We start from the raw sequence: 25,912 nt of genomic DNA, 5'->3' as shown, positions 1-25,912 counted from the left end.
AGAGTGTTGCGGGCGCGGGTGCCGGGGCGCTGCGAGAGCGGTCGGGCAGTCAGCGGGGGCGGCATTGCACCCGGGCTGGGGGTGTGCGACACTGGTGGCAACAATACAGAACAAATGGTCAGTAAATGGATGCCCTCGGGCCAGAGGTCTGACGATGGTCGGACCGATGATGAGGTCGGCAGCCGCTGACCGAGGCAGGTCCTGACAAGGGCACATCCAAGGGTGGAGTGGTCATGACAACTCAAGTGAACGACAACCGCTTCGACGAGGCGCAGCTGCAGGAGCAGTTCGACGCCACGATCGAGGGCAAGGATCGGATCGAACCCCGGGACTGGATGCCCGAGGCCTACCGCAAGACGCTCATCCGCCAGGTCGCGCAGCACGCGCACTCGGAGATCATCGGCATGCAGCCCGAAGGCAACTGGATCTCCCGTGCGCCCTCCCTGCGCCGCAAGGCGATCCTGCTGGCGAAGGTCCAGGACGAAGCCGGACACGGCCTCTACCTCTACTCTGCCGCCGAGACCCTCGGTGCCACGCGCAACGAGCTCACCGAGAAGCTCGTCGCCGGCAAGCAGAAGTACTCCTCGATCTTCAACTACCCGACCCTGTCCTACACCGATGTCGGCACGATCGGCTGGCTCGTCGACGGAGCGGCCATCTGCAATCAGGTGCCGCTGTGCCGGACCTCCTTCGGCCCCTACGGCCGCGCGATGATCCGCATCTGCAAAGAAGAGTCCTTCCACCAGCGTCAGGGCTACGAGCTGCTGATGACGATGATGCGCGGCACCGAGGCTCAGCGCGAGATGGTCCAGGAATCGGTCAACCGCTTCTGGTGGCCGGCGCTGATGATGTTCGGGCCTCCCGACGACAACTCGCCGAACACCGAGCAGTCGATGGCCTGGGGCATCAAGACCCACACAAACGACGAGCTGCGCCAGAAGTTCGTCGACATGTCCGTCCCGCAGGCAGAAGCCCTCGGCGTGACGTTCCCCGATGAGAACCTCAAGTGGAACGAAGAGCGCGGACACTACGACTTCTCCACCCCGAACTGGGACGAGTTCTGGGACGTCGTCAAGGGCAATGGCCCCTGCAACACTCAGCGAGTCGCCCATCGTAAGCGCGCCTGGGACGAAGGAGCGTGGGTGCGCGAAGCAGCGCTCGCCTTCGCAGAGAACCAGAACGCCGAGGCGGCCGCCACCCCGGCCGCCCCCGAATCGTCGTCCGCCGACGCGACCCCCGCCGCCGGAGTCGACACCACCACCCCCGAGGAGACAGCGAAATGACCGAGACCAACCCCGGCTCCACCTCGGCGAAGGATGAATCCGCTGTGGGCTCGACCCGTGGCGAATGGCCGCTGTACGAGGTCTTCGTGCGCGGCAAGCGCGGACTCAACCACGTCCACGTCGGATCCCTGCACGCCGCCGACGACCAGATGGCCGTCCACCACGCCCGCGACGTCTACACCCGACGCAACGAAGGCGTGAGCATCTGGGTCGTCCGCGCCTCCGACATCACGGCCTCGAGCCCGGACGAGAAGGACCCGATGTTCGCCCCCAGCGGCGACAAGGTCTACCGCCACCCGACCTTCTACGACATCCCCGACGATGTCCCCCACATGTGAGAAGGGGCGAGAGATGACTGCGAACAACGAACCCACCATCCACGTCGAACACGACGAAGCAGGCACGAACGTCGATCACGGCGACCACGACAACGCGTACTCCGGTCTGCTCGTCAACGACGCGAACTGGGCCTTCGGCACCGACTTCGAAGACCCCCTGGCCGGCGTCGATACGACCGTGCCCGACGGCGTCGACGCCAAGGACCTCGGCGCATACTGCCTCATGCTCGGCGACGACGCCCTCGTCTTCAGCCAGCGGATCTCCGAATGGTGCTCGAATGCCCCTGACCTCGAAGAGGACATCGCGCTGGCGAACATCGCCCTCGACCTCCTCGGGCAGGCTCGTCTTCTGCTCGCCCGCGCCGCCGCAGCCGATCCGGAGCTCGTCCCTGAACTCCCTGCAGGCTCCCCGGTGCCCGATGAGGACCGTCTCGCGTTCTTCCGCAACGACTTGGGCTTCCGCAATGTCCGCCTCGCCGAGGTGCCCAATGGCGACTTCGCCGAGGCGGTCGCGAAGATCCTCATCTACTCCACCTGGCGCCTGTCGATCTTCGAACGCCTCACAGACAGCCGCGACACCGTGCTCGCCGCCATCGCGGCCAAAGGCGTCAAGGAGATGTCCTACCACCGCGACTTCGCCGGACGCTGGGTCGTGACCCTGGCCCGCGGCACCGAGGAATCGAAGTCCCGCCTGGTGAAGGCCCTGAACGGTCTGTGGCCGCTGTGGTCCGAACTCTTCGAGACCCACCCAGTAGAAGCCTCCGTGGCCGAGGCCGGAATCGGCGTCGATCCCGCGACCGTGGCCGATGAGGCATCTGTCATCCTCGACCAGGTGTTCGCCGCAGCCGGAATCGACCGGCCCGAACGCGGCGGTCTGGCCGGAGTCGGCGTCCACGGCGGCAAGGGCCGCGACGGACTCCACACCGAGGCCCTGTCGAAGCTGCTCGCCGAGATGCAGGTCGTCGCCCGGGAGCATCCGGAGGGGCAGTGGTGACCGCCATGCTCGAGACCTATCCGACAGATGCAGCCGATATGGACACTCGTACGACAGACACCGCCGCCGAGGCGATCGACCGTGCCTGGGCCGCCGCCGAACGCGTGACCGACCCCGAGATGCCGATGCTCACCCTCCTCGACCTCGGTGTGCTGCGCGACGTCGCGATCGAGAACGGCCACGTCGTCACCGTCATCACCCCGACCTATTCGGGCTGCCCGGCGATGGCGACGATGCGCGATGACCTGCAGCGCGAACTCCTCCTCGCCGGATTCCCCGACGCCGAGGTGCGCGTGTCCCTGACACCGGCGTGGACGAGCGACTGGATCACCGAACGCGGGAAGAAGGCACTCAAGGACGCCGGAATCTCCCCACCCGGGGCAGCACCGCGCAACTCCGGCCCGGTGGCGCTGACACTCATGCCCACCCGCCGCGCCGTGACCTGCGTGCTGTGCGGATCCGACGACGTCCGGCTGTCCTCCGAGTTCGGAGCGACCGCGTGCAAGGCGATGTACCAGTGCAACGACTGCCTCGAACCGTTCGACCATGTGAAGGAGATCTGATGACACAGACGATCGATCAGACCGCCGAGGCGGCTCCCGCCACCGAGCCCGCCGACGGACGCTCCCGGTCGGCTTTCTACCCACTCACCGTGAAGTCCGTCGACCACCTCACCGAGGATTCGGCCGCAGTGACTTTCGACGTGCCGGCCGAATACAGCGAACTCTTCGACTTCGCCGCCGGACAGTCCCTGACCCTGCGACGCATCATCGACGGCCAGGAGCACCGCCGCACCTATTCGATCTGCGCACCGGCCGGAACCGCCCCGCGCATCGGTGTGCGCGAAGTCCCCGAGGGGCTCTTCTCCCTGTGGCTGGTCAACGAGGTGAAAGCCGGCGACACGATCGAGGTGCAGCCGCCCTCGGGCAGCTTCCGCGCCGACGCCGCAGCCGGTGGCAGACACCTGTGCATCGCCGCCGGATCGGGAATCACCCCGATGCTCTCCATCGCCTCGACCGTGCTGTCGAACCCCGAAGCCTCGGTGACTCTGCTCTACGGCAACCGGCATACGAACACCGTGATGTTCGCCGAGGAGCTCGCCGACCTCAAGGACGCCCGCAACCAGCAGCTCGATCTCGTTCACGTGCTCTCCCGCGAACCCCGCGATGTCGAGCTCTTCTCCGGCCGCCTCGACGCGGAGAAGCTGCGGGATCTGCTCACCGCCATCGTCCCGATCGGCAGCATGGACCATGTGTGGCTGTGCGGCCCCTTCGGCATGCTCGAAGACGCCCGCAAGGTCCTCGCCGAATTCGACGTGCCGAAGGAGAAGATCCACTTCGAGCTCTTCTACGTCGACGAACCCCCACCGGAGGTCGTCCACGCGGACAAGGTCGTCGAAGGGGCCACCAGCGACGTCACGGTGATCCTCGACGGGAAGCGCTCCACCTCGGCGATGTCGCAGGGAAAGACCATCCTCGATTCCGCACAGGAATCCCGGTCCGATCTGCCGTTCGCCTGCAAGGGCGGCGTCTGCGGAACCTGCCGCGCGAAGATCTGCGGCGGCGAAGTCAACATGGTCCGCAACTACGCCCTTGAGGACGCCGAGGTCGAAGCGAACTTTGTCCTCACCTGCCAGACGTTCCCCGTCAGCGACGAGGTCACGGTCGACTTCGACTCCTGAGCGTCCCGAACCCCAGCAGGCGCGGGCCCGCACACCAACGGGTGCAAGCCCGTACCATGTCACCTACCCGAACTCTTCAGCGAGGAGACCCATGCCCGAGGCATTCATTCTGGACGGACTGCGCACCCCCATCGGACGCTACGGGGGTGCACTGGCCGACCAGCGGCCCGACGACCTCGTGGCGACCACGATGAAGACCGTCGTCGAACGTGCGGGCATCGACCCGACCGATATCGACGAGGTCATCCTCGGCTCAGCGAACCAGGCCGGTGAGGACAACCGGAACATCGCGCGCATGGCCGTGCTCCTGGCCGGACTGCCCGAATCCGTGCCCGGGTTCACCGTCAACCGTCTGTGCGCCTCAGGGATGACCGCGATCACGACGGCACGGGCGATGATCGCCGCGGGAGACGCCGATGTGGTCGTGGCCGGCGGAGTCGAATCGATGACCCGTGCCCCGTGGGTGAGCGAGAAGCCCTCGCGCGCCTGGTCGAAGCCGGGCCGGACCTGGGACACCTCGATCGGCTGGCGGTTCACGAACCCCGCCTTCGGTGAGGACACGACCCTGTCGATGCCGCAGACGGCAGAACGCGTCGCTGAGAAGTGGCAGCTGAGCCGTGAGGCCCTCGACGAATTCGCCTATCAGTCGCATCAGAAGGCGCTCGCCGCGCAGAACGCCGGCAGCTTCGACCCGGAGATCCTGCCCATCGGCGAAGTCGCCGCAGATGAGGGTCCGCGCGATTCGACGTTGGAGAAGCTCGGCAAGCTGCGCCCCATCCACGGACCCGGGGGCGTCATCACCGCCGGAAACTCCTCCTCGCTCAATGACGGCGCCGCCGTCGTCGTGCTCGTGTCCGAGGACTATGCGAACAAGCACGGGCTCAGCCCGCGTGCCCGCGTCGTCGCCGGTGCCAATGCCGGTGTGTCCCCGGAGATCATGGGCATCGGCCCCGTCCCCGCGACCCGGAAGGTGCTCGAGCGCACCGGGTGGAAGGTCGGCGAACTCGACGCCGTCGAACTCAATGAGGCCTTCGCCTCCCAGTCGCTGGCGTGCATGGGCGACCTCGGCCTCGACCCGGAGACCGTCAACGGATTCGGCGGAGCGATTGCGCTCGGCCACCCGCTGGGCTGCTCGGGCACCCGCATCACCCTGACCCTGCTCAACCGGTTGGAACAGGCTGGGGCGAAGAAGGGACTGGCGACGATGTGCGTGGGCGTCGGTCAGGGTTCGGCACTGCTGCTGGAGCGCGTGTGAGCGCCGGCGGCCCCGCCGGGGGTATGAACGACGGTGCGGCAGCCGGTGCACCCAGCGGTTCCGGTGGGAACGATTCCGCCTCCCCGCTGCTCATTGAACGCCATTCCGATCGCACGATCATCCGGCTCAACCGACCCAAGGTCCGCAATGCCATCGACCAGTCGATGGTCGATGCCCTTCATGCCGTGTGTGCCGAACTCGAGGCCGAACCGAAGGTTGCGATCCTCACCGGCACCTCCGGTGTCTTCGCGGCCGGTGCCGATATCTCGCAGCTGCGCAATCGTCGTCGTGATGATGCCCTGGCGGGAATCAACTCGAAGATCTTCTCCCGCATCCAGGAACTGCCGATGCCGGTCATCGCCCTGATCGAGGGATTCGCGCTGGGCGGCGGTGCCGAGCTCGCTTTCGCCGCGGACTTCCGCATCGGCACCCCGTCGACGAAGATCGGCAACCCGGAGACCGGTCTGGGCATCCTTGCCGCAGCCGGGGCCGCGTGGCGTCTGCGCGAACTCGTCGGCGAACCTCGCGCCAAGGAGATCCTCCTGGCCGGACGCACCTTGCAGGCCGACGAAGCCAAGGCCATCGGTCTGCTCAATGACGTCGTCGACCCCGAGGACCTCGAACTCGCCGGTCAGGCGCTGGCTGACCGTATTGCGAGCTTCGCACCGCTTGCAGTGCGGCTGAGCAAGTCGGCGTTCCACGCACCGCGTGAAGCCCATCCCCTCATCGACAATGTGGCCCAGGCTGTGCTGTTCGAAACCGATGAGAAGTTCGCCCGCATGGACGCGTTCCTGTCCAAACGCGAGGCCAAGAAGGCGAAGAAGGCAGCCGAGCAGGAAGCGGCCGAGCGCGCACGCGCCGAAGCCGTGGCCACCGAAGCGATCGATCAGCAGAGCGATCCGCGCACCCGAGGAGAAGACGACAACGCATGAGCGACACCACAGACACCCCCGCCGAGGCGGCCCCCACCACCGCAAGAGTCCCTGATGTCGTCGGCGTCTTCGGAGGCGGTCGGATGGGTGCCGGAATCGCGCATGCCTTTGCCACCGCCGGTGCTCGGGTCATCGTCATCGAGAACACCGACGACACCGTGGCCGCCGCCAGAGAGCGCATCGATGCCTCGGTCGAGAAGTCACGGTCCAAGGGCATCGAGGTGCCCGGAACCGTCGTCGTCGACCGCGACCCCACCCTGCTCGACGAGGCGCTCCTCGTCGTCGAAGCTGTGCCCGAGATCGTCGAACTCAAGCGGGAAGTGCTTGCGAGCATCGCGAAGCACGCTCCTGCTGCGAGCATCGGCACGAACACCTCGGCGCTGTCGATCGACGAGCTCGCCGCAGCCCTGCCGCGGCCGCAGGCGCTCATCGGACTGCACTTCTTCAACCCGGTGCCCGTGTCCGAACTCGTCGAGGTCGTCGTCGGCACCCACACCGATCCCAAGCTCGTCGATGTCGCCAAGGAATGGGTGACGGGGCTGGGGAAGACGGCGATCACGGTGAAGGACTCTCCCGGATTCGCCTCCTCCCGCCTCGGCGTGGCTCTCGCTTTGGAAGCGATGCGGATGGTCGAAGACGGCGTCGCCTCGGCCTCGGACATCGACCGGGCCATGACCCTTGGCTACCGGCATCCGGCCGGGCCGCTGAAGACGACGGACATCGTCGGACTCGATGTGCGCCTCGGCATCGCCGAGCACCTCGCCGCGGAGATCGGTGAGCGCTTCACACCCCCGCAGATACTGAAGGACAAGGTCGCCGCCGGTGAACTCGGCCGCAAGACCGGACAGGGTTTCTACACCTGGTGACCAAGGATGCCCGCCCGGCGGGCACCGGCCGCACCGCACTGACAGGACACGCAAAGGAGCATCCATGACCGAGATCCAACTGAAGAACCGCGGCCCGATCGCCGAGCTCGTCCTCGACGGACAGGAGTCCCGCAACGCCCTCGACGCGGACAACCTCCGCGATATCGCGGCCGCCGTGGCCAAGGTCGCCGAGGCGGTCCCCAACGTGCGCGTGCTCGTCATCCGCGGGGAGGGCAAGGTCTTCTGCTCCGGTCGCGATATTGCGAACGTCGACGTCGAGACCGATGATGCGCATGCGTTCCTCGCCGACATCTTCGCCCCCGTGTTCCAGGCGATCCGCGCGCTGCCGATCCCGGTGATCGCCCAGGTCCAAGGGGCCGCGCTCGGACTCGGGTACGGGGTCGCCGCGGCCGCGGACATCATCTTCGCCGCTGATGATGCGAAGTTCGGGTCCCCGTTCGCCGCGATCGGCGCGATGCTCGATTCCGGCGCTCACCACGTGTTCCTCGACCGGGTCGGCTATCACCGGACGATGGACCTCATCGTCACCGGTGATTTCATGACCGGCGCCGAGGCGGCCGCCACCGGGATCGTCTCCCGTGCGGTCCCAGCCGCGGAACTGTCCGACTTCGTCGAATCGAAGCTCGAGAAGATCGTCACCGGACCGGCCGAGGCCTTCGCCATGGAGAAGGGCTTCGTCCAGAAGCTCGCCGACGAACGGCCGAACCTCGCCGAGGTGCTCGCTCAAGAGGCGGCCCTGCAGGAATCGGCGCGCCAGACCCCGGACTACGCCGAAGGCTTCAGAGCCTTCCAGGAGCGCCGCAAGCCGAACTTCGGCTAAGACTCAGGGAGTTCAGGCGTCTCTGCCTGTGCGTGTTCGGCGTCTCGGGTGCGCTTCCAGCGGCGCATCGTGATGATCGTCAGCGTGATGACCAGTGCCCAGGAGATGCCCACGCCGATGCCGTTGAGCACATTCGGCTCCCCGATGAAGGCGCCGACGGCCACGAGGGAGAGCTGACCCGGCAGGGACGAGATGACGGTGGCGCTGAGGAATGTGCGGTTGTCGATGCTCAGTGCTCCGCTGCCGTAGTTGACCGGCCAATACGGGAACCCGGGCATGAGGCGCAGGGCGCACACTGCGTAGAAGCCGCCGCCGGTGAGCTTGGATTCGATCGTCTCGGCATGGGAGCCGAGCAGCCGCAGCACAGTGTCCCGGCCGAGCGCCCGAGCGATCCAGTAGCCGATCCAGCATCCCGCGACGACTCCGACCATCGACAGAATGGTGCCGAACGGCAGCCCGTAGATGAGTCCTCCGGCGGTGGCCATGATCGTCACGGGGATCGGGGTGGCGGCGACGGCCATATAGATGAGGACGAAGACGGCGAAGCCCCAGAATCCGGCGGCCGCGATATCGGCCTGCAGCACATCGACCGAGGGCAGGCGAACATTGAAGACCGCCCACACACCGGCCAGCACGGCGAGTGCGAGGGCGATATTGCGCAGGATCGTCGACCAGTCGAGACGCTCCCGGTTATGCCGGGTGCGGGGCGACCACTCCGCGGGCGAGGCGTCTTCGTATCCGGACATGGCCCGATCTTACGTCTCGCCCGGGGTGGTAGGGCAATCCCACCGTCAGGCTGCGGGACCCTCGGTCAGAGTCACCTCGCTGGTGTGGGACTGACCGTCGGCGTCGGTCCAACTCAGCGACACGGTGTCACCGGGCTTGTGCTCGGCGATGGCGGACGACAGAGCAGTGCCGTCGGTGATCTGCGTCGAACCGATCTGGGTGATCGTGTCACCGGCGGTCAGTCCTGCCTCGGCCGCGGGGGTGTTCTCATAGACACCGGCGACGACTGCGCCTGCGGCCTGAGACGACGAGCCCGACTGGCTTGGCTGACCTGGCTGGCCGTTCGAACTGCCGTCTCCCGGCTGGATCGACTGGCTGCCCTGGCCCGACTGGCTCGACTGTCCGCTCTGCGAATCCTGTTGGACCCCGATGCCGAGGAACGCCGGATAGCCGAGCGTGTTCGTGCTCGTCTGCTCGCCGTCGATGATCGTCTCGGCCGTGGACAGCGCCGACTCGATCGGGATGGCGAAGCCGGTGACGGTGGCCGATCCCGACGAGGCCGCGGTATTCATGCCGACGACCTCGCCTTCGTCATCGAGCAGGGCCCCACCCGAATCGCCCGAGACGATATCGGCCTGGACCTGGATCATATTGTTCAGCGTCTCCGAATCCTCGGAGCCCTGAGCGGTGGTGGTGACGGAGGCGCCGAGGTCGGTGACCGTGCCGTCGGCGGCCTGCAGCTGTCCCTGTCCTTCGGAATTGCCGACGGCGGTGACGTCGTCACCGACCGTGACCGAGTCGTCGTCGACCGTGGCCGGCTGCAGGTCCGAGGCGCCCTTGAGCTGGAGCACGGCGACGTCCTCCGTCGAATCGGAGCCGACGACGGAGGCCTCGTAGGTCTTGCCGGTGGTGGCTACGGTGACGGAGATCTTCGTCGAATCGGCGATGACGTGGTTGTTCGTCAGCACGAGACCGTCCTTGCTCAGCACGATGCCGGTGCCGGCCGCCTCGGCGTTCTCATAGCCGAGCTCGGTGTCGATGAGGACGACGCCGGTCGACTCCTTCTCACTCGCCGGGCTGGCCTCCTGCTGGGAAGAGCCGTCGCTGCCCTGGCCGGTGTCAGGGGACTGCGAGCCGCCGCCGGGAGCGGTGCCTCCGCCGTAGCTGCCTTGGCCGCCGTTTCCCGGTCCGAAGTTCGGGGACTGTGTTCCGTTCTGACCGCTTCCCCCTTGGCTGTTGCCGCTCTGCCCGCTGCCCTGGCTGGGGTCGGTCGGCTGCCCGGTAAAGGGGATGGCTGACTGGGTGGTCACGCCCGCGACCGTGCGGGCATGGGCCGCCGCGGCGGCCGGCAGACCTGCAGTCGTTCCGATGCTCAGCGCCAGCGCCGCTGCCGCTCCGGTGACGGCCAGGGCGAGTCGACGCCTCCGGGGGCGGGATCGGGTGACGGATGCCGCCGTCGTCTCGGTGCCGAATGCGTTCTCACCGTTGTACCCAGCGCCGGTCGCCATCTGTGCTGACCTCATGCGCTTCGACTCGTTCATAGTCTGTGCCTTTCTCCGTTCTGCGGAAGTGCTCTGTGATTCCTATTGAGTACCCGCACGCTGTGGCCAAGCTGTGGCGCAGCTGGAGCGAAGCTTCGACTTTGTCAGTCGAGGGCTGAGAGGGTTGAGCCGATCAGCCGGCGATGACGATGATGCCGATCGCGGCGCCGATGTAGAAGAGGTTGACCGAGAGGATGAAGATGCGTTCGGCGATGCCGAAGAACTTCGGGCGCAGGGGCTTGATGATGAGCACGGCGACGCTGACGATGAGGGACACGAGTGCGAGCCACGAGATCACCTGGAGGAGCTGTGCCAAGGGTGCTGGTCCCTCGGCGGTGAAGAGTCGCACGAAGTTGCCCATGCAGGCGTAGCTGAGGGCGAACCAGGCGATAGCCATGAGATAGTGCAGTCGCCCGATCGTGGTCAGCTTCTCGCCTTCCAGATCGGTGGGGACGAAGGGCAGGGCGAGGAAGATCAGCGCGAGGACCGCGAGGGCGATGCTGACGAACGTCGAATCCTCCCAATCCGGCAAGCCGACGATGACCGCCGCGGCGAGCAATCCCCAGAACGGCACCGTCACCCAGGTCATCGCGCTGCTCAGGCGCCGGGTTGAACCGACCGCATAGTCGCTGACGGCGTGGCTGACGATCGAGTACTCGCTCTTGACGAGGTGGAGAGCGATGAAGAGGACGAGCCGAGCCGATCCGCAGGCGGCCGCGAGGGCGGCGAGGATGAGGGTCATGAGTGGTCCTTCGGGGTCTCGGAGCGGATGGTGCGGACCTCGTCGTGGAGGTCGCGGATCGTGGAGGCCAGAGAGTTCGGGTCGATGCCGATCGCTCGGGCATTGTCGTCGAGGGAGTGTCCGAGCAGGCGTGCGCAGTGCCCGCTCTTGTCTTCCCCCGCCGAGGTGAGGCGCAGTTCCCTACGATTGCCGGATCCCGGAGTCGCGCCGTTGGTGATGAGGCCGTCGGTCAGCAAGGCTTTGACGATCCCGGATCCGGCCGCCTCGGTGACGCCGAGTGATTTCGAGAGCGTGCGCCCGGTGATGCCGGGGTGCTGGCCGACGATGACGAGGGCGACGTACTGGTTGTAGGTCAGTCCCTCGGGGCGCAGCATCTGCTCCGCCCACCGGTCGAGTGTGCGGACCAGGTCGTGGAGTTCATGAGCGAGATCCATGCTGTAAGTTAAGCACTTAAGTTAGTCGGTGGCAAGGTGCCGGCGAAGATTCTTCACTGAGGGGGAGGAAGACGGTCGGGGGTCACAGCAGGGCTGTTCACGGCCGGTCCGACCATGACTGAAGACGACCGATCCCCGGCAGAACCATGGTTCTGCCGGGGATCGGAAGGGGGCCCGCGTCGAGGACGGCGGGTGGGCGGCTGCGTGGGTGCAGCCTCGGCGATGTGACGGTGGGGAACCGCCTTGGCGGGATCCTGTCTCAGGGAGTCTCAGCCGGTGAAGATCGCGACGGCCTTGACCACGGTCAGGGACAGGCCCCAGAGGAGGCCGCCGACCACGACGACGGTCAGCGTCGAGCCGATGGCCTTGTAGGCGCCGCCGACGAGGGACTGCGGTGAACCGGTGTCGGGGACGTGGGCGATGTGGGTGGAATCGTTCATGATCGGACCCTTCCTTCAGTTCTCTTCGAGGGCGGCGGCCTGCTTGGCGGCGACGTCCTCTTCACGTTCGAAGTATTTTTCGCTGACCGGGCGGACGAGCACATTGGCGATGAAGCCGATGACCAGTGCACCGACCATGATGAACATTCCCGGAGTGTAGAGCTCGGGGCCTTCCTTCCCTGCCGCCTCGCCGGCCTCGACGACTGAGTTGACGATGAGCGGACCGGCCACACCGGCCGCCGACCAGGCGGTGAGCAGGGCGCCGTGGATGGCTCCGACCTGGTAGACGCCGAAGAGGTCCTTGAGGTAGGCGGGGATCGTGGCGAAGCCGCCGCCGTAGAAGGAGATGATGATGAGGGTGGCCAGCACGAAGAGGAAGATCGAACCGCCGCCGAACAGCGCGACGACGAGGTAGAGGATCGCTCCGACGCCGAGGTACATCATGTAGTTGTTCTTCCGACCCAGGTAGTCCGAGGTGGTCGACCAGATGAAGCGTCCGCCCATATTGCCGATCGAGAGCAGACCGACGAAGCCGGCTGCCGCGGCGGCGGTGATGCCGAAGTAGGACTGGATCATCGGAGCGGCGTTCTCGAGGATGCCGATGCCCGCGGTGACGTTGAGGAACAGGACGACCCACAGCAGCCAGAACTGCGGTGTGCGGATGGCGTTGCGGACGGAGACATTGCCCTTCGTCTGCATCGGCTTCGCCTTGACCTTCGAGGGGTCGAAGCCCTTCGGGGTCCATTCGGGGTGGGGAACGCGGATGACGAAGGCGCCGGCGGCGATGACGACGGCATAGACGATGCCGAGGGTGACGAAGGTCGGGGTGAGACCGGCGACGAGGTGTTCCGGATCGGAGCCGCCGCCGAAGAGGGCCATGAGCTGGTTCGACATCGGGCTGGCGATGAGGGCACCGCCGCCGAAGCCCATGATGGCCAGCCCCGTGGCCAGGCCCGGACGATCCGGGAACCATTTCATCAGGGTCGAGACCGGGGAGATGTAGCCGATGCCCAGACCGATTCCGCCGATGACTCCGTAGCCGAGGTAGACCAGCCACAGCTGCCCGGTCATGATGCCGAGCGAGGCGATGAAGAAGCCGACGACCCAGCAGGTTCCGGCGGCGACCATCGAGGCGCGGGGCCCGTTCTTCTCCACCCAGGGGCCGAAGACGGCCGAGGAGATGCCAAGCATGAGGATCGCGATCGAAAAGATCCAGCCGATGGAGACCTCACCGGCGTCGAAGTGGGACATGAAGGGGATCTTGAAGACGCTGAATGCGTAGACCTGGCCGATGCACAGGTGGATGGCCAGAGCGGCCGGTGGGATCAGCCACCGGTTGAAGTTCTTCGGCGCGACGATTGCCGAGCGCGTGAGAATGGAAGCCACGGGAAGTCCTTTTCTGCAGTGAAACTCGTGTCACCGTCGACACCGGTCAGCGGACGGATCGCGCGGCCGACGGTCATCCGACCGATCGAATAGTCCACATCAGGGTAAGTTCCACACAAGGAAAATGCGAGGAATACTCAGCGTTTCTTTGAGAAAAGGCGGCAATTTCTTGCCAACTGGGACGGAATCCGTGGCCTCCGGGGCTCAGAGGCGGATCGTGACGTCGGCCTGCTTGCGGAGCTTCTTCGCGAACTTCTGAGTTGCCTCCTGAGACTTCTGGCTCTTCACCTGCTCCTTGAGCTGGGGACGCATCTCCTCGATCGGCGGCATCTCCTGCTGGCCCTGGCCGCCCTGCTGAGCCATCTGCTCCTGCTGGGTCTTCGCCTGTTCGTAGGCCTGCCCGATCTCTTCGCCGCTGACCTTGAACTCACCGTATTCGTCTTCGACGAGGCCTTCGATCTTCAGCTGGTTGGCAAGCTCCGAGCGGACCTTCTTCTCATCCATGCCCTGGTCCTTCATGGCCTTGAGGAAGTCCTTCTCGCTCATCTGCCCCGACTTCGCGGATTCCTTGAGCCCCTTGTCGATGTCCTTGTCCGTGACGTCGATCTTGCGCTTGTCGGCTTCCTGGACGAGCACTTCGGTGCTCACAAGGTTCTCGACCGTCTGCTTCTTCAGGCCCTTCTCATCGACCGGCTGTCCGGACTGCTGAGCCTGCATCTGCATCTGCTGATACTGGGTTTCGAAGAGGGGAACGAACTCGCTCTTCTTGATCTTCTTGCCGTTGACCTCGGCGACCACCTCGGGGATGTCCTTGGTGTTCGGCTTGCCCTGCTGGCCCTGTTGGTCGTGGGCGGAGTCGGCGCCGGGCGACTGTTCGGCTGCGGCCGAGGACTCCTTCGGCGATGCTTCGTCATCCTGACTGCCGCAGGCGGCCAACGCCACCACGGAAACGGACATGGCCAGGCCCAGCAGCCACCGGTTCGTTCGCACATTCACTCCTGCTCATCGGTTTCAGCCTGCCAGGCTAACAGGGCCGACTCCCCGAAGAATGTGTGGAGTATGTGCGTCACTTGGCAAGGGTAGTTGCGGTGGTTGGGCTCGGGGAGGTTCCTGATGCTTTCTGTTCGTCTCGGACTCGTCGATCGGGCGCTGACGGCAGGCCGCCTCGGCGGGTACACTTCGGCTACCGGAAACGCACGGAGCACGGTCCGTGCCATCCGCAGCGAAGGGAGTTGGCCATGGAATCGACGTTTCGCGGGGTGTTCCTCACCTGCACCGACGCCGAGGCGACCGCCGCCTTCTATCGCAAGATCGCAGGGCTGCCGCTGATGACCGAGGGCGATGAAGAGTACTCGTACTTCGTCGTCGAGGCCGGGGGAGTGCAGTTGGCTCTGCATTCGGCCGAGGTGTTCGCTGACTATGCGTTCCCGCCCGTCGCCGAGTCGAATCTCACGCACCTGTACTTCCGGATTCCGGATCAGGCGGAGTTCCTCGAACGGATCAAGAACGCCGGCACTCCGCTCGTGGCGGTCGACGACGTCGTCGTCACGGTCGAGGACCCCGACGGCCGGAAAGTCATGTTCGGCACGGCGTGAGGATTGCCGTCAGGCCGGCCCTGAGGCCAGCGAGGAAGTCGTGCGGCGATGTGAGCTGGTTGCCGGTCAAGCGCTCGGCTCGTAGGCCGAATAGATGATGCCGCTGGGGAAGGACTTCGCATCGATGAGCTTGAGGCGCGGCGGTCTGGCCGAGTGCGCTCCGTCTTGAAAGTAACCGCGTCCGCGACCCTGCCACACCGGATAGGTGAACATCCGATACTCATCGACGAGTCCCTCCGCGATGAGTTCATGAGCCAAGGTGATGCTCCCGGTGACGATGACATCGCGTCCCGGTGCCTCGCGCAGGTCAGCGACCGCGCCCAACGGATCGGAGCTGATGATCTGCGTGTTCTGCCAACCCGGTTCGGTCAACGTCGAAGACACGACACGTTTGTCGACCTGATTGAGGTGGTCCGCGACTCCGGTGGTGTCATCGGTGGCGTTCGGCCAATAGCCGCGGAAGTCCTCGAAGGTCTGCCGACCGAGCAGCAGCACGTCCTCGTTCGCGGACTGCCGCATGAGTTCGGCCGAGAGCTCTTCGTCCTGGGCCTGCGGATCGAACCAGTCGTCGAGCATCTCGACACGACCGTCGAGGGTGATGTTCTGAGTGATGATGATGCGCACGCTCGGTCTCCCCGTTGAGTGACGTGGGTAATCAACACTACTTGACCGTGTAGACCGGCAACAAGGGTGCGTTGACCACCGGAGGGCATAGATTGGTAACAGCAGCCGACCGGAACCGGTCGAACCGAACCGCACGCCACCCACACGATGAGGAGCCCCATGACCACCCCAGATTTCCGCACCGAAGCTCAGGGCCACCTCGGCGATCTCATTTCCCTGCGACGCAAGCTGCACGCGAACCCCGAACTGGGATTCGACCTTCCCTTCACGCAGCAGACGGTGCTCGATGAGCTCGCCGGGCTGGGACTTGAGATCACCACGGGGGAGTCGCTCACCTCGGTGGTGGCCGTCCTCAAGGGCGGGAAACCCGGGCCCGCGGTGCTGCTGCGCGGCGACATGGACGCGCTGCCGGTCGTCGAGGACACCGGCCTCGACTTCGCCTCTGAGAACGGGAACATGCACGCGTGCGGTCACGACCTGCACACGGCGGGGCTTGTCGGCGCCGCACGCTTGCTCGCCGCTCACCGCGAGGAGATCCCCGGATCGATCATCTTCATGTTCCAGCCCGCCGAGGAGGTCGAAGGCGGGGCCGAGCCGATGATCGCCGAGGGCGTGCTCGAAGCAGCCGGTGTCCCGGTCGTCGCGGCCTACGGCATCCACGTCGAAGCCGACGTTCGAGGTCGCTTCACGACGAAGGGCGGGCCGCTCATGGCCGGCTTCGCCGACCTCAACCTGACCATCCACGGAGCCGGCGGGCACAGCAGCCAACCGCAGGCCACTATCGACCCCGTGCCGGCGCTCGCCGAGGTGGTGCTGGCCCTGAATACGATGACCGGTCGGTCCTTCGACATCTTCGACCCCGTCGTCGTCTCGGTCACCCAGCTTGAAGCCGCGCAGGCCAGCAACGTCATCCCGGACTCGGCGAAGCTCACCGCCTCCATCCGCTTCCTCTCCGCCGAGTCTGTGGCCCTGCTGCAGGAGCGGGTGACGGAGATCGCCGAGAACATCGCCCGGGCGCACCGCTGCACCGCCGAGGTGGACTTCCAGGTGGGATTCCCCGTGACCGTGAACAACCCCGCTGAGTCGGCGGCCGTGCTCGAGCGGCTGGGCTCGGTATTCGGGTCCGAGCGGGTCGTCGAGATGGAACATCCGCGGATGGGGTCGGAGGACTTCTCCTTCGTCTTGCAGAAGGTTCCGGGCACATTCGTGTTCCTCGGCGCGACGCCCGAGGGCATCGACCCGGACGCCGAGACGAACCACTCGCCCAGGGTAGTCTTCGACGACGGACTACTCGGCGATCAGGCCGCGGCGCTCGCCCACCTGGCTTTTGCGCGGTTGGAAGATGAGGAGAAGAACTGACGCAAAACAGTGGTCGCAATCGGATACTCAGGAGGTCCTGAAAGCATCCGATTGCGACCACTTCTCACCGCTTCACCCGGCTTTCGGCCATGAGAAGCACGGGCTCAGCGTGAGGTCTGAGAGCCTCAGGCGGAGATGAGGCCGTGCGGGTCGAGGACGAACTTCTTCGCCACGCCCGAATCGAAGTCCGCGTAGCCCTGCGGGGCATCCTCGAGGCGGATCGGTGTCGCATTGACGTTCTTCGCGATCGAGACCTTGTCGTGCAGGATCGCCTGCATCAGTCCGCGGTTGTACTTCATCACCGGGCACTGGCCGGTCACGAACACATGCGACTTCGCGAAGCCCAGGCCGAACCGCATCGACAGCGACCCTTCCTTGGCCGCCTCATCGGCCGCGCCCGGGTCACCCGTGACGTAGAGACCGGGGATGCCGAGGCTGCCGCCGGCCCGGGTGATGTCCATGAGCGAGTTGAGCACCGTCGCCGGCGCCTCGTGGCTGGCGTCCTTGCCGTGGCCGCGGGCTTCGAAGCCGACGGCGTCGATTCCGCAGTCGACCTCGGGCTCGCCGAGGATCTGCTCGATCTGGTCCTTCGGATCGCCCTTGGACACGTCGACCGTCTCGCACCCGAATCCGCGAGCCTGCGCCAGACGATCCTCGTTGAGATCGCCGACGATGACGCAGGCCGCACCGAGCAGAAGCGCCGAGGTGGCCGCCGCGATTCCGACCGGGCCCGCACCGGCGACGTAGACCGTCGAACCTACGCCGACGCCGGCGCTGACGGCGCCGTGAAACCCGGTGGGGAAGATGTCGGAGAGCATCGTGAGGTCGAGGATCTTCTCCATCGCCTGATCCTTGTCCGGGAACTTCAGGACGTTCCAGTCGGCATACGGCACGAGCACGTACTCGGCCTGACCGCCGACCCAGCCGCCCATGTCGACATAGCCGTAGGCCGAACCCGGGCGGTCGGGATTGACGTTGAGGCAGATGCCGGTCTTGCCTTCCTTGCAGTTGCGGCAGCGGCCGCATGAGATGTTGAACGGCACCGAGACGAGGTCGCCGACCTTGACGAATTCGACGTCCCGGCCCACCTCGACGACCTCGCCGGTGATCTCGTGGCCGAGGACGAGACCCTCCGGGGCAGTCGTACGGCCCCGGACCATGTGCTGGTCGGAGCCGCAGATGTTCGTTGCGACAGTCTTGAGGATGACGCCGTGATCGACCTCGCGGCCGATATTGGCGGGATTGACTCCAGGCCCGTCCTTGAGAACGAATTCCGGGTACTCGGTGTCGATGACTTCGACTTTTCCGGGACCTGCATAGCTGATTGCCTTATTGCTCATCGTTGAGCCTCCATGTGTGTGAAACGTGGGAGTTCGACATGCGAGTGCGACGAACAGGGGTCCGTCGACGGTTCTGACATATCAGTCTGACATCAGACTTAGATGCAGTCTCGCCGTCGTGACAGAACTCTGTCAAGCCCCCACCGGAAGATCAACAGCGCACGACGAATTCGTCGCCTCGGGCGGGCGCAATTCTCGTCAGGAGTCCTCGCGCAGGCGCGTGGAGAGGATGTACTGGGACATCGTGCGCAGGTGCTGCATCGATTCCCTGACCAGGGGAGACCTGCGGCTGCCCGTTCTCACGGCGGCGATGATCTTCCGGCTCGGCCGCCCCGTGCCGCTGAGTCGGATTCGGCGAACATTGGCCTCTCCTGCAAGGCTGGCCAGTCTCGGTAGGAGGCTGACTCCGACCCCCGCACCGACCAAGGCCGCCGAGGTCTCCCACTCGACGGCTTCATGGGCCACCGTCGGCGTCACGCCAGCCGCGGTGAACGCGGCGACGAACAGCGAGTGGTACGGCGATCCGGGCCCGGCGGTGATCCACTCCTCACCGGCGAGCTCGGCCAAGGCCACCGATTCGCGTTCGGCGACAGGGTGGTCGGCAGGCACCATGACGTCGAGCGGATCGTCGAGGAGGTCGATGCTCTCGAAGCGATCGTCCCCCTCGACCTGCACATTGCCCTGCATGGAAACGATGACCGCGAGGTCGATGCGTTCGGCGATGAGGAGTTCGAAGCAACGGGTCGGGGTCGCCTCGATGACGTGCACGCGGACCTCAGGGCGCGTCCCGCGCAGCTTCGCGGCTAAGGGCGCGAGGAGGTTCGACGAGGCGGTCGAGAAACCGCCGATGCCGAAGTGATTCGGGGCCTGCTCGCCGGCCCCGAGCGCGCCGGCCCTGATGTCCTCCCACTCGGCCGACAGGGCATCAGAGCGGCGCACGAGGTAGCGTCCCGTCGCGGTCAGCCGCAGCCCGCGTCCGTCCTTGACCAGCAGCGTCATTCCCAGGCTCTGCTGCAGCTCACGCAGCTGGCCGGATACGGCAGACGGCGAGTATCCGGTGAGCTCCGCGGTGGCGGCGACGGTGCCACAGGCGGCGAAGGTTCGCAGGGTCGTGAGTCGAGGATCGAGCATGGTTCATATTATGCAGTTATTCCGCATGATATTGGACCAAATCTCGCGCTTTTCCTGCAAAGTCGAGATCGCTATCGTTACCTACGTGATCGCGCTCACACGGCTCGGTCGCTGCGGTGTACGACGCTGAGGTGTGTCGCCCGTCGTCCGGCCGCAATCGGCAGACATCCAGGGAGATGAGAATTGACCGCTACCAATCTGGCACCGACGAAGAAGGGCTTACCTGCGGGCTTCAGCGAAGAGAAGCTCGAAGAGATCCGCGTCCGACTCGACACCCGTCGGGTCGGCTTCTCGCTCGAGGCACCGTTCTACACCGATGACAACCTCTTCAACCTCGACATGCAGGCCATCTTCGGTCAGCACTGGGTCTTCGCCTGCAGCATCGCCGAGATCCCCGAGCCGGGTGACTATGTCACGCTCGACTACGGTCCGTACTCCCTCATCGTCCTGCGAGGCGACGATGGCGGCGTCAACGTCCTCCACAACGTCTGCCGGCACCGCGGGGCACGAGTCCTCACCGATCCGCAGGGCACGACGGGCAACCTCGTGTGCGGCTACCACTCGTGGACGTATTCTCCCGAGGGCGACCTCATCCACGCCTCGGCGCCGGGGGAGATGACCTTCGACAAGTCCTGCTACGCACTCAAACGCGCGCACGGGAAGATCGCCGCCGGGCTCGTTTTCATCTGCCTGGCCGAAGAGCCGCCGATTGACTTCCATGAGACCGCGAAGATCTTCGAACCCTATGTCGCCCCGCACGAGCTGGCGAAGACGAAGGTCGCCTTTCAGCAGAACATCGTCGAAGAGGGCAACTGGAAGCTCGTGATGGAGAACAACCGCGAGTGCTACCACTGCGACGGCCACCCGGAGCTCGCGTGCTCGCTGTTTCCGACCTGGGGGCTGACCGACGAGACGATCCCGCCGCACCTCGAAGACGTCTGGGACCGCAATCAGCAGGCGCAGGCCTCCCTCGAATACCGTTGCCGCCGCTACGGCCTGCCCTATGAGGTCGTCGAAGAACTCGACACCCGCGTCGGCGGCATCCGCATCTCCCGCGAATCGCTCGACGGAGCGGGAGAGTCCTTCTCGGCAGACGGGCGCCGGCTGTCGAAGAAGCTGCTCGGCGACCTGCCGGACTTCCGTCTCGGGCGCTGTTCGATGCATCTGCAGCCGAACTCGTGGTTCCACCTCCTCGGCGATCACGTCATCACCTTTGCGGCATTCCCGATCAGTGCCTCGAAGACCCTCGTGCGCACCACTTGGCTCGTCGCCGACGACGCCGTCGAAGGCGTCGACTATGACCTGGAGACCCTCACTCACACATGGAAGCAGACCAACCTGCAGGACAAGGCCTTCGTCGAACTCTGCCAGCAGGGAGCGGCGAGTCCGTTCTATGAGCAGGGTCCGTATATGAAGAGCGAGTACCAGGTCGAAGCCTTCATCAACTGGTACGTGCAGCGGATGCGGGAGCACGTCGGATGAGATCGTCCGCTGTGCCCGCGCTGCCGCTGGCCCAGCGGGTGCGCGGACTGGAAATGCCCTGGAACCGCGTGCTCTCGAGCGCCTCGGAGCCGGCCGGAGCCGCCATCGCCCTGGGACCATGGCACCCGCAGGAATTCGCCGCCGAATGTGTGGAGACCATCCCCGAGGCGGGAGGGATGATGGTCTTCGTCTTCCGTCGTATGGACGGGGCGCCCCTGGCGTTCCGATCGGGGCAGTACATCAACATCGACTTCCCCATCGACGGACCCGATGCCGAGCCGGTGTCGCGCAGCTATTCGATCTCCTCGGCGCCGACCGAGCCGTGGACATTCTCGATCACGATCAAACGCGACCCCAATGGCAAGGTGTCGCCATGGGCGCATGACCACCTCCGCCCCGGCACCGTCCTCGACATGCTCGGCCCGGTCGGCGCCTTCCACCTCGCAGATTACGACCGGAGGGCACGGTTCCTGCTGCTCGCGGCCGGAGCCGGGATCACCCCGCTGATGTCGATGATCCGCACCGTGCATTCGCTGCCCGGCCAAGCCGATGTCGTCCTCCTCTACCACGGAGCCGCACCCGACTCCTTCGCCTTCTCCGAGGAACTCGACTTCCTCGCGAACGTGGATTTCCGGATCAAGGTCATCTACTGCCTCGGCGATCGGGAATGCGGCGAGGAATGGGAGGGGCGGACGGGACGGCTGTCGACGGCGCTGCTCGAGGAGCTCGTCCCCGACGCCAATGGGCGACAGGTCTTCGCCTGCGGCCCGGAGGGATACCTCAACTCGGCGACCGAGCTGCTGCGCGAAGTCGGCGTCGACGACACCTCGGTGTTCATGGAGTTCTTCTCCGGTGATCGTGAGATCCGTGCCGAATACGCAGAGGAAGTCGCCATCGCCGGTGAGATAGCCGAGGAGATCGCAGCGACGACCGAGGAGTACTTCGAGTCCCAGCCGGCCGCACTCGACATGTACGAACCCGAGTACGACGCCGACGGTCCGATCGAGGCGCTCGGTGCACCGACCGAAGCAGTCGACGCCCAGGCGGTCGTGCCGGTCGAGGACGACGTCGAGATCGAGGTCGTCGGCGTCACCGATGAGAACCTCGCCGAGGCGGGTCCCGATTCTTCGTCCGACGCTGGGTCCGCGGTCCCGGCTGGGGATGGGGCGGCCGCCTCGGCGAAGGATGCGGGCGACGATGACGAAATCGCCGTCGTCGACCCGGCCGCACTGCCTACTGTGGGGCAGGGTGAGCACACGATGTCGTTCGTGCGCACCGGCCTCAACGTCTGCGTCGGGGAGGACGAAACGGTCCTCCAGGCTGCGCGGAAGGCGGGGGTGAAGATCCCCGCGAACTGCCAGGAGGGCATGTGCGGATCCTGCAAGGTCGTCAAACTCGACGGCGATGTCGAGATGAACCATCTGGGCGGCATCCGCGCCCGCGAGATCGACGCGGGGAAGTTCCTGCCGTGCTGCTCGACGGCGAAGACCGACCTCGTCATCGACGCCTGAACCGCGGCTGAAACCGCGACATCCTCTGCAAAACAGTCCCCACAACTTTCATCATTAAGGAGTACTCAGTGCCGATCTCATCACCACGAGTCGTCATCATCGGAGCCGGCATCGTCGGCGCCAACCTCGCCGACGAACTCGCGCAGCTGGGCTGGACCAACACCCTCGTCATCGAACAGGGCCCGCTGAACATCCCGGGCGGCTCGACCTCGCACGCCCCGGGACTCGTCTTCTCATCAAATGCATCGAAGTCGATGACCGAATTCGCGCAGTACACGATCGAGAAACTCACCTCGCTCAAGGACGCCGACGGGCGCGGATCGTTCCTGCCCGTCGGAGGCCTCGAGATCGCCACCACTGAGGATCGGCTGCAGGACCTGCACCGCCGAGCCGGATGGAACCGCTCCTACGGCGTCGAAGCCGACGTCATCGACCCCGACGAATGCGCGAAGCTCTTCCCCATGCTCAACCGGGACATGGTCCACGGCGGACTGCTCACCCCAGGTGACGGCCTTGCATTGGCGGCGAAGGGCACACAGCTCGTCATCGACCGCGCCCGTGCCGCGGGAGTCGAATTCCGCGACCGCACCACGGTGACCGATATCGAGACCACCGGCGGGCGGGTCACCGCGGTCATCGCCGGTGAGGACCGGATCCCCGCCGATATCGTCGTCTCCTGCGCTGGCTTCTGGGGACCGAAGATCGGTGAGATGGTCGGCACCCCGATCCCGCTGCTGCCGCTGGGACACCAGTTCGCCTGGACCACCGAGGTGCCCTCCTTGGTAGGTGCGAACGAATTGCCGGCCGGGGCGAAGCGACCCATCCTGCGCTACCAGGACAAGGACCTGTACTACCGCGAATGGGGCGAGCGGATCGGCATCGGTTCCTACGCGCACCGGCCTATGCCCGTCGACCTCGACACGCTGCAGACCTACTCGCCCGACGAGATCACGAGTGAACGGATGCCCTCGAGCCTCGACTTCACCCCGGACGACTTCGCCCCCGAATGGGAAGCGACGAAGACTCTGCTGCCTGAACTCGCACAGACGCAGATCCAGCGCGGGTTCAACGGCATCTTCTCGTTCACCCCGGACGGCGGTTCGCTCGTCGGACAGTCCCGTCAGGTCGACGGATTCTTCGTCGCCGAGGCGGTGTGGGTGACCCATGGTGCCGGTATTGCCCGGGCCGTGGCCGAACTCATCGCGGAAGGGCGCTCACGCACCGACCTGTCCGGCATCGACCTCAACCGCTTCGAGGATGTGCAGACGAACGCCGACTACGTCAGCGAGACCTCGCAGCAGAACTTCGTTGAGATCTACGACATCATCCATCCTCTGCAGCCGCGGGTCTCGCCGCGTGACCTGCGGTCGAGCCCGTTCCGGCGGCAGCAGGAGGAGCTCGGGGCGTTCTTCCTTGAGACCTCCGGCTGGGAGCGTCCGCACTGGTTCGACGCGAACGCTGCTCTGCTCGCGGACATGCCCGCGGAATGGGCGGCACCGGAACGAGACGCCTGGGCGGATCAGTTCCATTCGCCCATCGCCGCGGCCGAGGCCTGGAAGACGCGCACCTCGGTGGCGATGTTCGACATGACCCAGCTCAAGCGCTTCGAAGTCACCGGCCCCGGTGCCGGCGAACTGCTGCACGGGATGACTACCTCGTCGATGCTGCGCAAACCGGGAGCGGTCAGCTACACGCTGCTGCTCGATGAGGCAGGCGGCATCACCAGCGACATCACGGTCGCGATCCTCGACGAGGAGACCTACCAGGTGGGAGCGAACTCGAACATCGACCTTGCTTCCATCTCGCGGGCGGCCAGGCACCAGTCGGCCGCCGACCCATCGAAATGGGTGACCGTACGCGAGACGACACCGGGAACCTGCTGCATCGGACTGTGGGGTCCTCTGGCCAGGGACGTCATCTCCAAGGTCACCGACGAGGACTTCAGCGACGCCGGACTCAAGTACTTCCGCACGAAGCCCGCAGTGCTTGGGGGAGTGCCGGTGACGACGATGCGTCTGTCCTATGTCGGCGAACTCGGCTGGGAGATCTACACCTCGGCCGATCTCGGGTCGCGACTGTGGGACGTGCTGTGGGAAGCCGGTGAGGAATTCGGCATCATCGCCGGAGGCCGCGAAGCCTTCAACTCGATGCGCCTGGAGAAGGGGTTCCGATCCTTCGGCACCGATATGACCAGCGAACACGAACCGGTTCAAGCCGGCCTCGGATTCGCCGTGAAGGCTTCCAAGGCCGACGACTTCATCGGCAAGGCCGCGCTGGAGCCGAGGGCGGCTGAAGCGACGACGAAACTGACCTGCCTGACTCTCGACGTGCCCTCGGACGTCGTGCTCGGCAAAGAACCGGTGTACGTAGTCAGCGGGGAACGCTCGGGTGACGCGGATGGCGGGGCCGCCTCGGCGAAGTCGGACGGATCGGCCGGGACGGTCGGCTCGGGTGTCGCGGATGGGTACGTCACATCGGCGGCCTACGGCTACTCGATCGGGAAGTCGATCGCCTACGCGTGGCTGCCGAACACCCTGGGAGTCGGTGACGCCGTGGAGATCGAATACCTCGGTCGACGGCTGCCGGCCACGGTCACTGCCGAACCGCTCTTCGACCCGGAGATGACTCGCCTCAAAGGCTGAGCGGGCACGTCTTCCGGCCGGAACTCATCGAAAAACGCACGGAGCGTCGAGACACGGGGGAGCGCACCCGTGCCTCGACGCTCAACGCGTTTTTCGACGGACTGGTGGAGAGCTCAGTCGTCGGTTGAAGGATCCAGTGAGGCTACCGCGGTGATCGCTGCGGCGATCGGCTGGTCGAGCCAGGCCGGGATCTCGCCGCCGATGAGGCCGCGCACCATGCCGTACGGAGTCTCGCGGCAGGCCAGGGCGACGAGTTCGACGCTGCGAGGGGTGACGTCGCCGAAGCGCCGTCGCGTGAGTTCGGAGATGTGGGCGACTACGGGATCGTTGAGTCCTGTGAGGTCATCGAGCAGTCCCTTGGGAGGGCCTGCGAGCAGTTCGGAGTGCCGGTAGAGGGTGAGAGTCCGCGCCTTATCGGGGTTCTCCCGGCAGAACCTGGGGATCAGCAGACCGGTCTCGACGATCGCCTCCAGCGGATCGTCGACGTCCGTGATCGTGGCGAAGGTGTCATGGAACTGATGGACGCAGCGGATCCAGGCAGAGGCGAACAGCGACTCCCGAGTGGGGAACCGGTGGTAGATCGATCCCGAAGGTGCACCGAGCTCGTGCGTCACATCGGCCACTGTGGCGGCGTGACCACGTCGGCCGACGGAGCTGATGGCCGCCGAGAGAATATCGTCCCGCGAATAGAGCGCGCGTTTCGCCATTTTTGTCACGTCCTCTCGCTCCAGCGAATCGGAGAATCTCGTTCAAAGGGTTGACCCTCGAG

General features: G+C 65.7%; 25 protein-coding genes. 14 read left to right on the top strand and 11 right to left on the bottom strand.

Going from position 1 to position 25,912, the window contains the following annotated elements; translation table 11 throughout:
• Positions 1-233 precede the first annotated feature (233 nt).
• The 9 genes from paaA (at position 234) to ACSBQT_RS07645 (ending at position 8,190) form a co-directional block, all read left to right on the top strand.
• Positions 234-1,283, top strand: coding sequence for a 1,2-phenylacetyl-CoA epoxidase subunit PaaA (gene paaA / locus ACSBQT_RS07685; RefSeq protein ID WP_410709451.1), 1,050 nt, complete (start codon positions 234-236; stop codon positions 1,281-1,283).
• Positions 1,280-1,621 (top strand): 1,2-phenylacetyl-CoA epoxidase subunit PaaB, encoded by a 342-nt coding sequence (gene paaB / locus ACSBQT_RS07680; RefSeq protein ID WP_410709452.1) that lies wholly within the window; start codon positions 1,280-1,282, stop codon positions 1,619-1,621. Before paaA ends, paaB begins: the two co-directional genes overlap by 4 nt.
• 13 nt (positions 1,622-1,634) lie before the next feature.
• Positions 1,635-2,615, top strand: a complete 981-nt coding sequence (gene paaC, locus ACSBQT_RS07675) for a 1,2-phenylacetyl-CoA epoxidase subunit PaaC (RefSeq protein ID WP_410709453.1) — start codon at positions 1,635-1,637, stop codon at positions 2,613-2,615.
• Complete coding sequence (paaD, locus tag ACSBQT_RS07670; RefSeq protein ID WP_410709454.1) at positions 2,609-3,178, top strand: 1,2-phenylacetyl-CoA epoxidase subunit PaaD; 570 nt, start codon at positions 2,609-2,611, stop codon at positions 3,176-3,178. Before paaC ends, paaD begins: the two co-directional genes overlap by 7 nt.
• A complete protein-coding gene (gene paaE / locus ACSBQT_RS07665) occupies positions 3,178-4,296 on the top strand; it encodes a 1,2-phenylacetyl-CoA epoxidase subunit PaaE (protein WP_410709455.1) in 1,119 nt (372 codons plus the stop codon). Before paaD ends, paaE begins: the two co-directional genes overlap by 1 nt.
• 91 nt (positions 4,297-4,387) lie before the next feature.
• Positions 4,388-5,551, top strand: coding sequence for a thiolase family protein (locus ACSBQT_RS07660; RefSeq protein ID WP_410709456.1), 1,164 nt, complete (start codon positions 4,388-4,390; stop codon positions 5,549-5,551).
• Positions 5,552-5,574: 23 nt separating this feature from the next.
• Positions 5,575-6,483, top strand: a complete 909-nt coding sequence (locus ACSBQT_RS07655; protein WP_410709929.1) for an enoyl-CoA hydratase/isomerase family protein — start codon at positions 5,575-5,577, stop codon at positions 6,481-6,483.
• Positions 6,480-7,349 carry a 3-hydroxyacyl-CoA dehydrogenase family protein gene (locus ACSBQT_RS07650; RefSeq protein WP_435001357.1) on the top strand — a complete coding sequence of 290 codons (870 nt, stop codon included), beginning with the start codon at positions 6,480-6,482 and terminating at the stop codon, positions 7,347-7,349. Before ACSBQT_RS07655 ends, ACSBQT_RS07650 begins: the two co-directional genes overlap by 4 nt.
• A gap of 64 nt (positions 7,350-7,413) precedes the next feature.
• Positions 7,414-8,190 carry an enoyl-CoA hydratase/isomerase family protein gene (locus tag ACSBQT_RS07645; RefSeq protein WP_410709458.1) on the top strand — a complete coding sequence of 259 codons (777 nt, stop codon included), beginning with the start codon at positions 7,414-7,416 and terminating at the stop codon, positions 8,188-8,190.
• On the opposite strand, the gene ACSBQT_RS07640 is transcribed toward ACSBQT_RS07645, so the two are convergent.
• From ACSBQT_RS07640 to ACSBQT_RS07610, 7 genes are all read right to left on the bottom strand, one after another.
• Positions 8,187-8,936 (bottom strand): TVP38/TMEM64 family protein, encoded by a 750-nt coding sequence (locus ACSBQT_RS07640; RefSeq protein WP_410709459.1) that lies wholly within the window; start codon positions 8,934-8,936, stop codon positions 8,187-8,189. The two genes, ACSBQT_RS07645 and ACSBQT_RS07640, sit on opposite strands and share 4 nt — an antisense overlap.
• Before the next feature lie 45 nt (positions 8,937-8,981).
• A complete protein-coding gene (locus ACSBQT_RS07635; protein ID WP_410709460.1) occupies positions 8,982-10,457 on the bottom strand; it encodes a S1C family serine protease in 1,476 nt (491 codons plus the stop codon).
• A gap of 133 nt (positions 10,458-10,590) precedes the next feature.
• A complete protein-coding gene (locus ACSBQT_RS07630) occupies positions 10,591-11,199 on the bottom strand; it encodes a DUF998 domain-containing protein (protein ID WP_410709461.1) in 609 nt (202 codons plus the stop codon).
• Entirely contained in the window at positions 11,196-11,633 is a 438-nt protein-coding gene (locus ACSBQT_RS07625; RefSeq protein WP_435001353.1) for a MarR family winged helix-turn-helix transcriptional regulator, read from the bottom strand. The genes ACSBQT_RS07630 and ACSBQT_RS07625 overlap by 4 nt, the downstream gene beginning before the upstream one ends.
• A 269-nt stretch (positions 11,634-11,902) precedes the next feature.
• Positions 11,903-12,073, bottom strand: coding sequence for a hypothetical protein (locus ACSBQT_RS07620; RefSeq protein WP_435001351.1), 171 nt, complete (start codon positions 12,071-12,073; stop codon positions 11,903-11,905).
• A gap of 15 nt (positions 12,074-12,088) precedes the next feature.
• Positions 12,089-13,459 carry an L-lactate MFS transporter gene (locus ACSBQT_RS07615; protein ID WP_139467760.1) on the bottom strand — a complete coding sequence of 457 codons (1,371 nt, stop codon included), beginning with the start codon at positions 13,457-13,459 and terminating at the stop codon, positions 12,089-12,091.
• A gap of 204 nt (positions 13,460-13,663) precedes the next feature.
• Positions 13,664-14,449 carry a SurA N-terminal domain-containing protein gene (locus ACSBQT_RS07610; RefSeq protein ID WP_435001348.1) on the bottom strand — a complete coding sequence of 262 codons (786 nt, stop codon included), beginning with the start codon at positions 14,447-14,449 and terminating at the stop codon, positions 13,664-13,666.
• A 248-nt stretch (positions 14,450-14,697) separates the two neighbouring features.
• Between ACSBQT_RS07610 and ACSBQT_RS07605 the strand changes: the two genes are divergently transcribed.
• On the top strand, positions 14,698-15,054 hold the full coding sequence (locus ACSBQT_RS07605) for a VOC family protein (RefSeq protein WP_435001346.1): 357 nt from the start codon (positions 14,698-14,700) through the stop codon (positions 15,052-15,054).
• Between the two features lie 66 nt (positions 15,055-15,120).
• Here ACSBQT_RS07605 and ACSBQT_RS07600 read toward each other — a convergent pair whose 3' ends face one another.
• Positions 15,121-15,678, bottom strand: coding sequence for a dihydrofolate reductase family protein (locus ACSBQT_RS07600; RefSeq protein WP_435001344.1), 558 nt, complete (start codon positions 15,676-15,678; stop codon positions 15,121-15,123).
• A gap of 159 nt (positions 15,679-15,837) precedes the next feature.
• Between ACSBQT_RS07600 and ACSBQT_RS07595 the strand changes: the two genes are divergently transcribed.
• Positions 15,838-17,037 (top strand): M20 metallopeptidase family protein, encoded by a 1,200-nt coding sequence (locus ACSBQT_RS07595; RefSeq protein ID WP_435001343.1) that lies wholly within the window; start codon positions 15,838-15,840, stop codon positions 17,035-17,037.
• Positions 17,038-17,162: 125 nt separating this feature from the next.
• Here ACSBQT_RS07595 and fdhA read toward each other — a convergent pair whose 3' ends face one another.
• Both fdhA and ACSBQT_RS07585 read right to left on the bottom strand, forming a co-directional pair.
• Complete coding sequence (fdhA, locus tag ACSBQT_RS07590; protein ID WP_410709471.1) at positions 17,163-18,377, bottom strand: formaldehyde dehydrogenase, glutathione-independent; 1,215 nt, start codon at positions 18,375-18,377, stop codon at positions 17,163-17,165.
• A gap of 198 nt (positions 18,378-18,575) precedes the next feature.
• The gene (locus ACSBQT_RS07585) at positions 18,576-19,508 is read right to left on the bottom strand and encodes a LysR family transcriptional regulator (protein WP_410709472.1); all 933 of its coding nucleotides are present in this window, start codon (positions 19,506-19,508) and stop codon (positions 18,576-18,578) included.
• A gap of 255 nt (positions 19,509-19,763) precedes the next feature.
• Between ACSBQT_RS07585 and ACSBQT_RS07580 the strand changes: the two genes are divergently transcribed.
• The 3 genes from ACSBQT_RS07580 (at position 19,764) to ACSBQT_RS07570 (ending at position 25,143) form a co-directional block, all read left to right on the top strand.
• A complete protein-coding gene (locus ACSBQT_RS07580; RefSeq protein WP_410709930.1) occupies positions 19,764-20,990 on the top strand; it encodes an aromatic ring-hydroxylating oxygenase subunit alpha in 1,227 nt (408 codons plus the stop codon).
• Positions 20,987-22,501 (top strand): flavin reductase family protein, encoded by a 1,515-nt coding sequence (locus ACSBQT_RS07575; RefSeq protein WP_435001340.1) that lies wholly within the window; start codon positions 20,987-20,989, stop codon positions 22,499-22,501. The genes ACSBQT_RS07580 and ACSBQT_RS07575 overlap by 4 nt, the downstream gene beginning before the upstream one ends.
• Before the next feature lie 68 nt (positions 22,502-22,569).
• Positions 22,570-25,143: a GcvT family protein gene (locus ACSBQT_RS07570; RefSeq protein ID WP_435001339.1), complete on the top strand. Its 2,574-nt coding sequence runs from the start codon at positions 22,570-22,572 to the stop codon at positions 25,141-25,143.
• A gap of 113 nt (positions 25,144-25,256) precedes the next feature.
• Here ACSBQT_RS07570 and ACSBQT_RS07565 read toward each other — a convergent pair whose 3' ends face one another.
• Positions 25,257-25,850, bottom strand: a complete 594-nt coding sequence (locus tag ACSBQT_RS07565) for a TetR/AcrR family transcriptional regulator (protein ID WP_435001337.1) — start codon at positions 25,848-25,850, stop codon at positions 25,257-25,259.
• Between the last annotated feature and the right edge of the window lie 62 nt (positions 25,851-25,912).

The organism is Brevibacterium sp. H602, assembly GCF_051172395.1.
Lineage (GTDB): Bacteria > Actinomycetota > Actinomycetes > Actinomycetales > Brevibacteriaceae > Brevibacterium.
The sequence above is the reverse complement of the archived record's forward strand: the minus strand, read 5'-3'. Positions and strand labels throughout refer to the sequence as shown.

What these genes read in the sequence shown, in the direction of transcription:
- ACSBQT_RS07635 (WP_410709460.1), bottom strand. Translation starts at nt 10,457, where the DNA reads ATGAACGAGTCGAAGCGCATGAGGTCAGCACAGATGGCGACCGGCGCT.
- ACSBQT_RS07565 (WP_435001337.1), bottom strand. Translation starts at nt 25,850, where the DNA reads ATGGCGAAACGCGCGCTCTATTCGCGGGACGATATTCTCTCGGCGGCC.
- ACSBQT_RS07630 (WP_410709461.1), bottom strand. Translation starts at nt 11,199, where the DNA reads ATGACCCTCATCCTCGCCGCCCTCGCGGCCGCCTGCGGATCGGCTCGG.
- paaB (WP_410709452.1), top strand. Translation starts at nt 1,280, where the DNA reads ATGACCGAGACCAACCCCGGCTCCACCTCGGCGAAGGATGAATCCGCT.
- ACSBQT_RS07660 (WP_410709456.1), top strand. Translation starts at nt 4,388, where the DNA reads ATGCCCGAGGCATTCATTCTGGACGGACTGCGCACCCCCATCGGACGC.
- ACSBQT_RS07595 (WP_435001343.1), top strand. Translation starts at nt 15,838, where the DNA reads ATGACCACCCCAGATTTCCGCACCGAAGCTCAGGGCCACCTCGGCGAT.
- ACSBQT_RS07650 (WP_435001357.1), top strand. Translation starts at nt 6,480, where the DNA reads ATGAGCGACACCACAGACACCCCCGCCGAGGCGGCCCCCACCACCGCA.
- paaC (WP_410709453.1), top strand. Translation starts at nt 1,635, where the DNA reads ATGACTGCGAACAACGAACCCACCATCCACGTCGAACACGACGAAGCA.
- paaA (WP_410709451.1), top strand. Translation starts at nt 234, where the DNA reads ATGACAACTCAAGTGAACGACAACCGCTTCGACGAGGCGCAGCTGCAG.
- ACSBQT_RS07585 (WP_410709472.1), bottom strand. Translation starts at nt 19,508, where the DNA reads ATGCTCGATCCTCGACTCACGACCCTGCGAACCTTCGCCGCCTGTGGC.
- ACSBQT_RS07645 (WP_410709458.1), top strand. Translation starts at nt 7,414, where the DNA reads ATGACCGAGATCCAACTGAAGAACCGCGGCCCGATCGCCGAGCTCGTC.
- ACSBQT_RS07640 (WP_410709459.1), bottom strand. Translation starts at nt 8,936, where the DNA reads ATGTCCGGATACGAAGACGCCTCGCCCGCGGAGTGGTCGCCCCGCACC.
- ACSBQT_RS07605 (WP_435001346.1), top strand. Translation starts at nt 14,698, where the DNA reads ATGGAATCGACGTTTCGCGGGGTGTTCCTCACCTGCACCGACGCCGAG.
- ACSBQT_RS07655 (WP_410709929.1), top strand. Translation starts at nt 5,575, where the DNA reads ATGAACGACGGTGCGGCAGCCGGTGCACCCAGCGGTTCCGGTGGGAAC.
- paaE (WP_410709455.1), top strand. Translation starts at nt 3,178, where the DNA reads ATGACACAGACGATCGATCAGACCGCCGAGGCGGCTCCCGCCACCGAG.
- fdhA (WP_410709471.1), bottom strand. Translation starts at nt 18,377, where the DNA reads ATGAGCAATAAGGCAATCAGCTATGCAGGTCCCGGAAAAGTCGAAGTC.
- ACSBQT_RS07625 (WP_435001353.1), bottom strand. Translation starts at nt 11,633, where the DNA reads ATGGATCTCGCTCATGAACTCCACGACCTGGTCCGCACACTCGACCGG.
- ACSBQT_RS07620 (WP_435001351.1), bottom strand. Translation starts at nt 12,073, where the DNA reads ATGAACGATTCCACCCACATCGCCCACGTCCCCGACACCGGTTCACCG.
- ACSBQT_RS07575 (WP_435001340.1), top strand. Translation starts at nt 20,987, where the DNA reads ATGAGATCGTCCGCTGTGCCCGCGCTGCCGCTGGCCCAGCGGGTGCGC.